General features: G+C 71.4%; 9 protein-coding genes and 1 pseudogene. 8 read left to right on the top strand and 2 right to left on the bottom strand.

The window, feature by feature from the left end; all coding sequences use genetic code 11:
* The 3 genes from D7V77_RS36355 to D7V77_RS36345 all read left to right on the top strand — a co-directional run.
* Positions 1 to 2743 (top strand): CHAT domain-containing protein (locus tag D7V77_RS36355; RefSeq protein WP_147452272.1); only part of this gene is annotated, 2743 nt, incomplete at its 5' end.
* A gap of 106 nt (positions 2744 to 2849) precedes the next feature.
* Positions 2850 to 3041, top strand: a complete 192-nt coding sequence (locus D7V77_RS36350) for a hypothetical protein (protein WP_120580848.1) — start codon at positions 2850 to 2852, stop codon at positions 3039 to 3041.
* A gap of 37 nt (positions 3042 to 3078) precedes the next feature.
* The gene (locus tag D7V77_RS36345) at positions 3079 to 3657 is read left to right on the top strand and encodes a GNAT family N-acetyltransferase (protein ID WP_120580847.1); all 579 of its coding nucleotides are present in this window, start codon (positions 3079 to 3081) and stop codon (positions 3655 to 3657) included.
* Here D7V77_RS36345 and D7V77_RS36340 read toward each other — a convergent pair.
* Positions 3591 to 4073 (bottom strand): response regulator, encoded by a 483-nt coding sequence (locus D7V77_RS36340; RefSeq protein ID WP_120580846.1) that lies wholly within the window; start codon positions 4071 to 4073, stop codon positions 3591 to 3593. The two genes, D7V77_RS36345 and D7V77_RS36340, sit on opposite strands and share 67 nt — an antisense overlap.
* A gap of 343 nt (positions 4074 to 4416) precedes the next feature.
* Between D7V77_RS36340 and D7V77_RS36335 the strand changes: the two genes are divergently transcribed.
* Positions 4417 to 6126, top strand: a complete 1710-nt coding sequence (locus D7V77_RS36335) for a R3H domain-containing nucleic acid-binding protein (protein ID WP_120580845.1) — start codon at positions 4417 to 4419, stop codon at positions 6124 to 6126.
* Between the two features lie 244 nt (positions 6127 to 6370).
* Positions 6371 to 7177, top strand: a complete 807-nt coding sequence (locus tag D7V77_RS36330) for a hypothetical protein (protein WP_120580850.1) — start codon at positions 6371 to 6373, stop codon at positions 7175 to 7177.
* 3 nt (positions 7178 to 7180) lie between these two features.
* Here the strand turns inward: D7V77_RS36330 and hflX are convergent, their stop codons facing one another.
* Positions 7181 to 8650, bottom strand: coding sequence for a GTPase HflX (gene hflX, locus D7V77_RS36325; protein WP_120580844.1), 1470 nt, complete (start codon positions 8648 to 8650; stop codon positions 7181 to 7183).
* 161 nt (positions 8651 to 8811) lie between these two features.
* Here hflX and D7V77_RS36320 point away from each other — a divergent pair, with 161 nt between their 5' ends.
* From D7V77_RS36320 to D7V77_RS36310, 3 genes and pseudogenes are all read left to right on the top strand, one after another.
* Positions 8812 to 9678 carry a PD40 domain-containing protein gene (locus D7V77_RS36320; RefSeq protein ID WP_120580843.1) on the top strand — a complete coding sequence of 289 codons (867 nt, stop codon included), beginning with the start codon at positions 8812 to 8814 and terminating at the stop codon, positions 9676 to 9678.
* Positions 9678 to 10322: a M23 family metallopeptidase gene (locus D7V77_RS36315; protein WP_120580842.1), complete on the top strand. Its 645-nt coding sequence runs from the start codon at positions 9678 to 9680 to the stop codon at positions 10320 to 10322. The genes D7V77_RS36320 and D7V77_RS36315 overlap by 1 nt, the downstream gene beginning before the upstream one ends.
* A gap of 155 nt (positions 10323 to 10477) precedes the next feature.
* Positions 10478 to 10880 (top strand): annotated as a pseudogene (locus D7V77_RS36310) (CPBP family intramembrane glutamate endopeptidase); the annotation flags it as partial.

Genomic DNA, 10880 nt, shown 5'->3' with positions numbered 1-10880 from the left:
GCGCCCCCACTGGAGTCACCTGGGGGCGTTCGCCCTGGCCCTGGCCGCCGTGAGCATCTGGTCGACGCGCGTCACGCGAGAGCCCCCCTCGCCGTGGTCCGCGCCGGAGCCCACCCGGCCCCTGGAGGCCCGGCTGACCTCCGTCCCCCTGGATGGACACCGCCCCTACGTGCCCATGCGCGGAGGGGTTCCCGCGGCGGCGCCGCTACCGCTGCGGGAGCTGGCCCGGATGGAGGACCGGCAGGACTGGCGGGGCATCGCCTCCGCGTACCTGCTTGCGGGCGACGCGCGGCAGGCCCTGAACTACCTGGGCAACGCGGCCGCCTCCCCGGACGTGGACTCCGACCGCGCGGTCGCGCTGGCGCTGGCCCATGCCGGGGCCTCCGAACAGACGGCGCTCGACGAGGCCCTGGCCGTGCTGGAGGACGTGCTCCGCGAGCAGCCAGACCATCCACAGGCCCTGTGGAACCACGCGCTGGTCCTGCGGAACCTGGACCTGCCCCTGCTCGCGGCGGATGCCTTCGACGCCGTGGCGAAGCTGGGCGAGCCCGGCTGGAGCGCGGAGGCGCGGACCCATGCGGGCCTCTTGCGGGAACAGACGCTGGCCCGGGGCCGCGCCTGGAAGCAGGCCTTCGCGGCGACGCAGGACCTGATGGCGGACTCCAACGCGCCGCTGCCTTTGAAGGAGGCCGCGAACCTTCCGGGCATCGTCCGGCTGGCCTTCTACGACGCGGTCCGCGCGGCTCCCTCGAAGGACGCGGCGCTGCGGCTGCTGCCGTTGGCGGACACCCTGGACCGGGCCTATGGCGGCGGCACGGTGCTGCACGCGACCGTCACCCGCGTGGCCGCGCGGGACTTCCAGAAGCGAGAACCGCTCGCCCGGGACTACGCGCGGTCCGTGCGCGGCAGGACGCCCTTCCCTCCGGCCTTCCTGGAGACACTGCGGCGCTCCGGCGAGGACGACCTGTACGTGGGCGCGCTCGGGTACGAGCTCACGGCGGGAAGGCCCGTGGACGTGGCGGTGTTCGCTCGCGCCGCGGACGGACTGGGCGACCCGTGGTTCCACCTCATCGCCGAACGCGAGCGCGCCAACCAGGAGGTGCGCGACGGCCAGTGGTGGAAGGCGGAGGCGCGCGTGCGGGAGGCGCTGCGCACGTGCGCGGCGGAGCGGCTGGACTACCGCTGCGCCGACCTGCACGCGTGGCTCACGGACATGTACCTGGGCGAGCTGCACCGCCCCGCCGAGGCCCACGCACACGCGCTGCGCGGCTGGCAGCTGGCGAAGAAGCAGGGAGAATGGCAGCAGGAGCGGCTGTTCCTCCAGGAGCTGGCGCAGGTGGCGCGCTTCCACCACGTCGCCCCCACCGCGAGCGCGTACTTCAGGGAGTCGCTGGCGCGCGTGCCCGACGACCGCACGCAGCTCAACTACGTGCACCGCAACCTGGCCACCCTGGCGTGGATGGACTTCCGCGTGGACGAGGCCCGCCAGCACCTGGAGCAGTCGATGGAGTCCGGCCTGCCGCTGGGGCTGAATGGCGCGGGCGTGCTCGCGGACCTGGCCCGCTTCGGCCCCATGCCCGGCGCGGCGGACGCGCTGTCCCGTGCCCTCTCCGGACTGAGGCAGGGCCAGGCTCGCCCCGGTGAACGCGCGTTGCTGGACTCCATCCAGGGCGAGTTCGAGCTGGAGCGCGACCCCACCGCTGGACGCGCCCTGCTGCGGAGCGTCCTCACGCAGGCGGAGCAGTGGCCCGGCGACGTGTACGCCCGCCGCGCCCAGGCCCGCGCCTCCGCCGCGCTCATCTCCGACGCCGGACGCACGGGCGCGTTCGTGGAGGCGCTCGCCCTCGCGGGCCGCCAGTTCCAGGTGACCGAGGTGCCGGAGCGCTGCGTGCTCGCGGTGTCGGTGCAGCACGAGCGCACGCTCGCGGTGGCGCGTGGCCCTTCGGGCGCGGTGCACGGGGACTTCACCCAGACGCGCACGGCGCCGCTCGGCCAGGACGCCTCCGGGCTGGTACCGCCCGCGTTACAGGAAGCGCTGCGCGGGTGTGAGCAGGTGCAGGTGCTGGCCCCGCCTCCCGTGAATGGCCTGCCCCGGCTGCTCCCGCCGGACATCGCCTGGAGCTACCGGGTAGGCCACGCGACCGAGGGCCCTCTTCCGCCGGTGGACAGCGGCGAGCACCTGGTTGTCTCCAACGTGGACACGCCCGCGGCCCTGGGCCTTCCGCGTCTGCCTCCGATGTCGCATCCCCCTGGGGAAGACGCCCGGCGCGTGATGCTGGAGGGCGCGCGAGCCACGCCATCGCGCGTGCTGGAGGCGATGGCCACCGCCACCGAGGTGGAGATCCACACGCACGGCGTGTTCAGCCCGGAGCTGTCGGACGCCTCGCTCCTCATGCTGGCCCCGGAGCAGGATGGCCGGTACGCGCTCACCGCCAACCAGGTGCGCGCTCACGGGCTCTCCAAGGCACCGTTGGTGTTCCTGGCCGCATGCGGCGCCGCGCGCACCGCGCCCTTCCCGCACGAGTCCTTCAGCCTGCCGGTGGCCTTCCTCGACGCCGGGGCGCGCGCGGTGCTGGCCGCCACGGTGGACATCCCGGACACCGCGGGCCGCTTCTTCAACGACGTGCGCGAGCGCATCCACGCGGGCGCCTTGCCCAGCGTGGCCCTGCGCGACGAGCGGCAAGCCTGGCTCCAGGCCTCCCCCGGTGACCGCTGGGTGCACGACGTGCTCCTGTTCGAATGACGATCCGTAAGGTCATTTAAAAGAACCGGACCCAGCACGTTTTCAAGAAGGAGCCGCACGCAAGCCGGAAGCGCCCATCCCGCGGCGGCCCTTCAGGAGGACGGACATGAAGAACTGTCGGAACAGTGCGGGTCAGGCCCCCGGGAAGGACAAGCCCCAGAACGATCTCCCGGACAAGCCGCCCCCGGGACCCGCTGGCGTGGACGCGTCACCCGTGGCGCCGGAGGAACAGCACGAAGAGTTCCACAGCGACCTGCCGGACAAGCCTCCGCCGGGGCCGGCAGGATTCGATCGCTGACGCTCGCGGGCGTGGCGCGGGCCTATGCTCCCGCGCCATGCCGTCGCATCCGTATGTCGTGAGGGCCGTGCAGTCTCCAGAAGAGCTGGAGCAGGTGCTGGCCCTGCAGCGCCGCAACCTGACTCCCGCGCTGTCTCCAGAGGAGCAGCACGCCCAGGGCTTCGTCACCGTCCAGCATGACCTGGCCACGCTGGAGCGCATGCACGCGCTCGTGCCCAGCATCATCGCCGTGCAGGACTCAGACGTCGTGGCGTACGCGCTGGTGATGCCCCGCGAGTGCCGCGCGCTGGTCCCCGTCCTGGACCCGATGTTCGCGCTCCTCGAAGGGCTCGAGCACCGGGGCCGGCCGCTGAAGGACCAGCGCTTCTACGTGATGGGGCAGGTGTGCGTGGACAAGGCCCACCGGGGGATGGGCCTCTTCGACGCGCTCTACCACCAGCACCGCGAACAGCTTCGCTCGCGCTTCGACTGCGTCGTGACCGAGGTCTCGGTGCGCAACACCCGCTCCCTGCGCGCGCACGCGCGGGTCGGGTTCGAGACCGTCCACACCTACCGCGACGCCATCGACACCTGGGCCGTGGTGCTCTGGGACTGGGGAGCGGACACGTCGCGCTGAAGCACCGGATCCACGCGCACCGGCGTGGGACGGTTCGCCATCCGCTTGTGGTGCAGGCCGGACAGCTTCAGCGCCAGCTCCGGACCGGTGACACCCTTGGGGATGTAGCCGTCCGCGCCGGACGCGCGCACCAGCTCGCGCAGCCGCGACTCGTCCATGGACGAGTACAGGATGAAGAGCGTGTCCGGACCCGCGAACTGGCGCACCACGCCCAGGATGCGGTCGCCGCTCAGCGCCGGGATGTTCACGTCCAGGAGCACGATGTCCGGCTGCTCGGTCCGCAGCAGGTTGGCCACGCCCAGCGCCGCGCGCGTGGTGACGACTTCGAAGCCGTAGCGGCTGATGGAGCGCTCCACCAGCTCCAGCACGAGTGGGTCATCATCCACCACAAGCGCCTTCAACTTGCCTTCCGCCATCGCGTCTCCGCCTTTCAAGACCTCGGGGGAAAGGTCTGAAGTGCATTACGTCCAGGTATGCTGTGCAATATACGCCATACCTGTATTCAGGCACAATGCCCCTAGGCCTGAAGACCTGGGATGCCCGTACTTTGAGTACGAATTCCAGGGTTCAATGTCGCGCGGAGGTGGGGAAAAAGGGCCCTATGCCGCAGGGGTGACCCTGACCCCGATATGTCACTGTGAGTGAAAACGGGTGAGCGGGAAGGGTGGGAAACCGGACACTCCAGCGCCCGGCCGGCGCCCCGTTTTGTGCATCACGCAAAGCCGTGCGCGGCCAGGCGGGGCGAGGCAGCTTTGGGGGATGGCTTCTGGAACTCCCGCCAACAATGACTTCGCCCTGCTGGTGGCGGTCCTTCCGCCGTCGCTCCAGGAGGCGGTACGGCGGCTGCCTGAAGCGGAGCTGCTGGAAGTGGTGATGGACCTGGGGCGGCCTCCGGAGGCTCGGCTGGTGCACGGTGTGGCGCGGCTGTCCGAAGCGCCCGTGGATCAGGAGGCGCTCCAGGCGGTGCTCGCCCACGTGGGCGAGGTGGGCGGCGACAACCGCGCGGGCATCGAGCGCACGCTCCACCGCGTGTCGGCCATCCGCAACCGCCAGGGCCGCGTGGTGGGGCTCACGCTGCGCGTGGGGCGCGCCATCCAGGGCACCATCGACATGCTGCGCGACCTGGTGGAGTCCGGGCGCAACCTGTTGCTGCTCGGGCGGCCGGGCGTGGGCAAGACGACGAAGCTGCGCGAGGTGGCGCGCGTGCTCGCGGACGCGCTGGGCAAGCGCGTGATGGTGGTGGACACGTCCAACGAGATTGGCGGCGACGGGGACATCCCGCACCCCGGCATCGGCGGTGCTCGGCGCATGCAGGTGAGCCGGCCGGACCGTCAGCACGACGTGATGATCGAGGCGGTGGAGAACCACATGCCCGAGGCCATCGTGGTGGATGAGATTGGCACCGCCGCGGAGGCCGCCGCCGCGCGCACCATCGCGGAGCGCGGCGTGCAACTGGTGGCCACGGCGCACGGCAACACGCTGGAGAACCTGGTGTTGAACCCCACGCTGTCCGACCTGGTGGGCGGCGTGCAGACCGTCACGCTGAGCGACGACGAGGCGCGGCGCCGGGGCACGCAGAAGACCGTCACGGAGCGCAAGAGCACGCCCACCTTCGACATCGTGGTGGAGATGGTGAACCGCGACGAGGTGCGCGTGCACCGCGACACGGGCGGCGCGGTGGACCGGCTGCTCACGGGCGTGGAGGTGGGCGGCGAGAAGCGGCGACAGAAGGACGGCGCCGTGCACGTGGAGGCCGCGCCGCAGGTGGTGGAGGCCACGCCTCCGGGAGGACGCGTGCCGAAGGGGACGCCCGCACTGGGAGCGCCCCGGCCCGGGCCCACGCGCATCGCCGCGCACGCGGTGAGCCGCGAGTTGCTGGAGCGCGTGCTGCGCGACCTGCCGGTGGAGGCCGTGGTGGTGGGCCGTCCGGAGAACGCGGAGGTGGTGCTCACGCTGAGAAGCCGTGCGAATTCGCCTCGGCTGCGCCGCGCGGCCGAGCGCGTGGGAGCGCGGGTGCTGGCCATCAAGCGCAACAGCGCCACGGAGATCCGCCGCGCGCTGCGCACGGAGTTCCACCTGCTGGAGGGCGTGGACCCTGCGGACGTGAACGCCGCGGTCACGGACGCGGAGGAGGCCATCCAGCGCGTGCTCTCGGAGGGCATCAGCCTGCCGCTCGCGCCGCGCCCGTCGCGCCTGCGGAAGTTGCAGCACACCCTGGTGGTGAAGAACCACCTGGAGGCCGTGAGCGTGGGCAGCGAGCCCCTGCGCCACCTGGTCCTCTACCCGCTGGGCACCGTCCTGACAGAAGCGTCCGACACCGCGCCGGAGGACGTGGACGCGCCGGAGCCGGATGATGACCTGGAGGACGACGACTCCTTGGCCGCGGACGAAGAGACCGGGGATGACGAGGACGCGAACCCGGAAGCCTCGCCCGCGGACGAAGGCATCTCCCAGCCCCCTCGGACCTGAGCGCGGCCTCCCCTCCGGCGGCGGACCGCGCGAACTTGTCCGACTGTCGGACAGGTTTGGACCGGGCGGGCCCGGACAGGGCCGCCCCTGGTTGCGCAGCTCACTGCACACGCTGCATGGGGTCAGGGGAGCCCCTTTCCCTGGAGATTCGCGGGGTTGAGGGGGGCATGACCGTTGCTGAAGGCTCGGGGTACGGTCCTCCGCGATGGCGCGGGGGAGCCGCACCGTCTTTCCGGAGACCTTCATGCGCCGCATTGCCTTCGCTGCCCTCGCCGCCCTCGCCACCACCGCCTGTGGGGACAACCTGCCCACCCAGGAGGAGATAGACGACGCGAAGGCCCGCGTGGAGCGGCTGGCGGCCTCCACGCACCAGGTGCGGGGCGCGTTCGAGATGCTGGGCCTGATGCCCGTGTACACGTGCGGCGAGCCCCGGCGCTCCTTCCTCAACCGCGCCGTGGAGGGGCTGAGCGCCTCGGTGACCTGCGCGACCTTCCGGGTGCAGGCCGTGGACGCCGTCACCGACTCCGTCGTCGTGTCCTTCCCGTCCGCCTGTGACGTGCACGGCCTGCGCTTCACCGGACGCGCGGTGCTGGAGTACCGCGGCGGCGAGGACCTGATGGAGATGAAGGCGGACCTGCGCGAGCTGGCCGTGGATGGCCAGACGCTCCAGGCCAAGGTGGGCTACGGCACGTGCGCGGACGAGACGCGCCTGTTCGCGGAAGTCGAGGGCCAGGTGCCCGGCCGCCAGGGCCACAGCTTCTCCATCAACAGCACCGTGGGGAAGCGCGACGGGCTGCCCATCATCGGCGGCACGTCGCTGGTGTTCGACGGGCCGGGCGAGCTGACGGGGCCGAACGGTACGGACCGCATCACGCTCACGTCGCTCGAATATGAAGTGGGCAACTACCTGCCCAAGGAAGGCACCGCCCTGGTGGAGACCGCGGACGGGCACCGCCTGAACTTCGCGTTCCAGCCGGTGCTGTGGCGCGTGGGCAAGGTGGAGGTCACCGTGGACGAGAAGGACCCGGTGACCGTGCCCGTCGTGCGCTGACGCCTACTCCTGGAACGACCGGGTGAGCCGGGCGATGGCGCCCGGTAGACCCCGCACGCGCAGCCGGCTGCCCGTCTCGTCGTAGGCCTGGGACACCACGGTGGTGTGCTCGTACACCTCACCGATGCGGGCCTGCCGCGCGTACGGAATCACCAGGTCCGCCTCCACCATGGAGGCCTCGAAGAAGGCGATGACCTCCCGGCGCAGCATGGCCACGTCGTCCGGCCGGTGCGCGGACAGGAAGATGGCTTCGGGGTGCTCGGCCCGGAGCGCTTCCTGGACCGCCGCGTCCAGCCGGTCCACCTTGTTGAAGAGCAGCTTGCCCGGCACCACGTCCGCGCCAATCTCCCGGAGCACCGTGCGGGTGACCTCCAGCTGCGCGGCCCACGTGGGGTCGGACGCGTCCACCACGTAGAGCAGCAGCGACGCCTCCAGCGCCTCGTCCAGCGTGGAGCGGAAGGACGCCACCAGGTCGTGCGGCAGCTTCTGGATGAAGCCCACCGTGTCGGAGACGAGGATGCGCGGCCGGGTCTCCGGCTGCATCGCGCGCACCGTCGTGTCGAGCGTGGCGAAGAGCTGATCCGCCACCAGCACCGTGCTGCCCGTGAGCGCGCGCATCAACGACGACTTGCCCGCGTTCGTGTAGCCCACCAGCGCCACGCGCAGCTGGTCCCGGCGCGCGTAGCGGCGGTGGTCCTGGTCCTTCTGGATGGCGGCCAGGCCCTCGCGCAGCTCCGCCAGCCGGTCGCGAATCTTGCGGCGGTCCAGCTCCACCGCCGAGTCACCCGAGCCGCGGCCCTGCTGGCGCTCACTGCCTCCGGAGGATTCACGAAGGCGCGGGGCCAGATAGTTGAGCCGGGCGATCTCCACCTGCATGCGCGCCTCGTGGCTCTTGGCGTGCCGGTGGAAGATGTCCACGATGACGCCCGCGCGGTCCAGCACCTGCACGCCCGTGGCGCGCTCCAGGTTGCGCAGCTGGCCGGGGGACAGCTCGTGGTCCACGACCACCACGGTGGGCCTGGGGCCCGACTCGACGGCGGTGGCCTCCGCGTCCGCGTCTGATTCCGCGTCCGTGTCCGGGAAGGCGTCGTCGTCCTCGTCGGGCGGCTCGGCTCCGGATCCGTTCGGGTCCGCGTCGCCGGGAGCCACCGGGGCGTCCGGGTCCTCGGGCTCCGCGTCGGCTTCGGCCTCCCACTTCTCCCGCGCCTTCGACGTCTTGCCCTGCGCGCCGGATGGGATGACGCCCGAGCCGCCGGTGAGCTCGGACAGCTCCTTGAGTTTGCCGGAGCCGAGCACCGTGCCGGTGGCCAGCCGCTGCCGGCGCTGGGACACGGTCGCCACCGCGTCGAAGCCCAGCGTGTGCACCAGCCGCTTCAGCTCCGCCAGGTCCGCGGCATGCGCTTCATCCGTCACCCCGGGAAGCTGGACACCGACGAGGACGGCGCGTGGGCGCTCGGGAAGGGTTTTCGCCATGCATGGGCTCGTAACACGCCGGGCCCGGCCGTGCCTCTGCATCGCTCATTCAATTTTCCACTTATTCTTGAATAACCAGTTTAAAAGCAACTCAATCCCAGACATTGAGACAACCTCGTCACCGCGCTCCCGTCGCGGTCTTCCCCATCCCCCGGAGTGAAATGAAGAATCGATTCCTCACACTCGCAGTGATGACGCTGATAGGCGGCTCCGCCTTCGCGGAAGCGCCTCCGAACCCGGCGGACCTGCGCCGCGTGACGAAGGCGCGCGAGAGCCTGGTCCCCGCCGTGGAGAAGGCCTTCGGGCCCAAGGCTCGCTTCGTCCAGCTCTTCGGCCAGGGCCGGGAGATGCTGGCGGGCATCGTCGCGGAGATCCCCGTGGAGCCGCTGGGGACGGATGACCTCCCGCTGCTGGCCATCGTCCGGTACGCCGAGGACACCGGCGCGGTCCGCGTGGTGGCCCCGGAGTTCAAGTACCGCGAGGCGCGCATCGTGGGCCAGGAGGTGGCGCTGCTGGACGGCGAGGGCACCCTGCGGCTGCGCGACGCGAACGGCCGCGAGCGGCTGCTCGCCGAGCAGGTGGGCGGCGACCTGTTCCCCACGGCGAAGGGGGACGCGCTGGTGGCCACGCTGAAGACGGGCGCCCCGGGCCCGCATGAGACGGCGGTGGGCATCATCGACATGAAGGGGCGCGTGAAGGTGCTGGCGGACGGCCCGGGCGTGGACGCGACGCCGAGCATCTCCCCGGACGGCAAGACGGTGGTGTTCGTGTCGGGCCGGACGAGCGTGGCGTCGTTCTTCGTCACGACGGTGGAAGGCGCGGAGCCCCGGCAGCTCACCAACGTGGGCCTGGAGAACTGGATGCTGTTCGGCGGCCCGCCGAAGGAGTTCGTGCCCCCGCCCGTCTCCAGCCACCACATGGAGTGGGTGGGCGAGGACGTGCTCCGCTACAACGCGGGCGGCGGCGTGTTCTGGACGCTCAACGTGCGCACCGGCCACGCGGCCGCGGACGTGGGAGGTGCGAAGTGATGCGCCTTCAGCGGCTCATGGTGGTGGCGGCGTTCGCGCTGCTTTCGCTTCCGGCGGTCTCCTCCGCGCAGACGATGTTCCGCTTCCCCGCGTCGCAGCTCGCGGATCAGTGCGGCAACGGCGGCTGCACGGTGAGCGCGTACAAGGACTACGGCGGCCGGGACTACGCCTGCGGTGGCGTGCGCTACAGCGGCCACACGGGCACGGACTACGCGCTGGTGGGCGGGTTCTCGAAGATGGACTACGGCGTCTGGGCGATGAACGCCGCCCGGGGCTACGTCGAAGCGTCGGTGGACGGGTACTACGACCGGTGCAACTACTGGAACCAGTCCAATCCCTATGCCGCGTGCGGCCTCTACACGGCGAACTACATCATCATGCGGCACCCGGACAACACGCAGACCTGGTACTGGCACCTGAAGGCATACACGCAGCAGTTCGCGCGGGGGACCACGCTCGCCTGCGGCAACTGGATTGCGCGCGTGGGCTCGTCCGGCGCTTCCACGGGACCGCACCTGCACTTCGAGTACTACGTGCCGGGCTACGGCACGGATGACCCCTACGCGGGCTCCTGCGGCACGCCCTACACGCGCTGGACCTCGCAGGGCGCGTACCGGGGGCTTCCCGGCATCACCTGCCAGTAGGCCGCGGGGCCTGTCGGGACGGGAGAGGCCAGGGAAGGCCCTCCCGTCCTGAACCGGGCGTCGCGCGGATGAAAAACCGGGAGCGCCGGGGCGAAGTCGTTAGCGTGTCCGGGAACCCGCGGGACTCTCCCCCGTGGCGCCGGAAGGAATTGCCCGTGGTGCTTCGTGGTGATGTCGCCGTCCTGCTGGAGAACGCCCCTGCGAAGCGCCAGGCGCTGGCGGAGGCCGCGTTCGTGTTCTTCGCGGTGCTGGGGCCCTCCTCGGTGGCCCGGCTGGGCCGAGGGGCCGCCGTGGCGGTGGAGCTGGCGCTGCTGGCGTGGGGGCTGATGCTCCTGCGGCCGTGGGAGTCCTCGCGGCGCGGAGCGTGGTGGGGCGTGCTGGGCCTGATGGTGGCGCTGGGCGGCGCGGGCGCGGGCGCGTGGGTGGCGTCGGACGCGGAGATGACGAAGGGCTTCTCGCTGTCCATGGCGCCGCTGGTCATCCGGGCGCTGGGCATGTGCCTGCTGGTGGCGGTGCTGATGTGGCGTGACGGTCAGGGACCCGCGCAGGTGGGGCTGG

Source organism: Corallococcus sp. CA041A (assembly GCF_003612075.1).
GTDB classification, from domain to species: domain Bacteria; phylum Myxococcota; class Myxococcia; order Myxococcales; family Myxococcaceae; genus Corallococcus; species Corallococcus exiguus.
Note: the sequence above shows the minus strand (reverse complement) of the source record. Positions and strands in the feature narration are given on the sequence as shown.

Excerpts from the sequence above, each read along its gene's own strand:
- D7V77_RS36335 (WP_120580845.1), top strand. The coding sequence starts at position 4,417 with ATGGCTTCTGGAACTCCCGCCAACAATGACTTCGCCCTGCTGGTGGCG.
- D7V77_RS36350 (WP_120580848.1), top strand. The coding sequence starts at position 2,850 with ATGAAGAACTGTCGGAACAGTGCGGGTCAGGCCCCCGGGAAGGACAAG.
- D7V77_RS36345 (WP_120580847.1), top strand. The coding sequence starts at position 3,079 with ATGCCGTCGCATCCGTATGTCGTGAGGGCCGTGCAGTCTCCAGAAGAG.
- D7V77_RS36315 (WP_120580842.1), top strand. The coding sequence starts at position 9,678 with ATGCGCCTTCAGCGGCTCATGGTGGTGGCGGCGTTCGCGCTGCTTTCG.
- D7V77_RS36340 (WP_120580846.1), bottom strand. The coding sequence starts at position 4,073 with ATGGCGGAAGGCAAGTTGAAGGCGCTTGTGGTGGATGATGACCCACTC.
- D7V77_RS36330 (WP_120580850.1), top strand. The coding sequence starts at position 6,371 with ATGCGCCGCATTGCCTTCGCTGCCCTCGCCGCCCTCGCCACCACCGCC.
- hflX (WP_120580844.1), bottom strand. The coding sequence starts at position 8,650 with ATGGCGAAAACCCTTCCCGAGCGCCCACGCGCCGTCCTCGTCGGTGTC.
- D7V77_RS36320 (WP_120580843.1), top strand. The coding sequence starts at position 8,812 with ATGAAGAATCGATTCCTCACACTCGCAGTGATGACGCTGATAGGCGGC.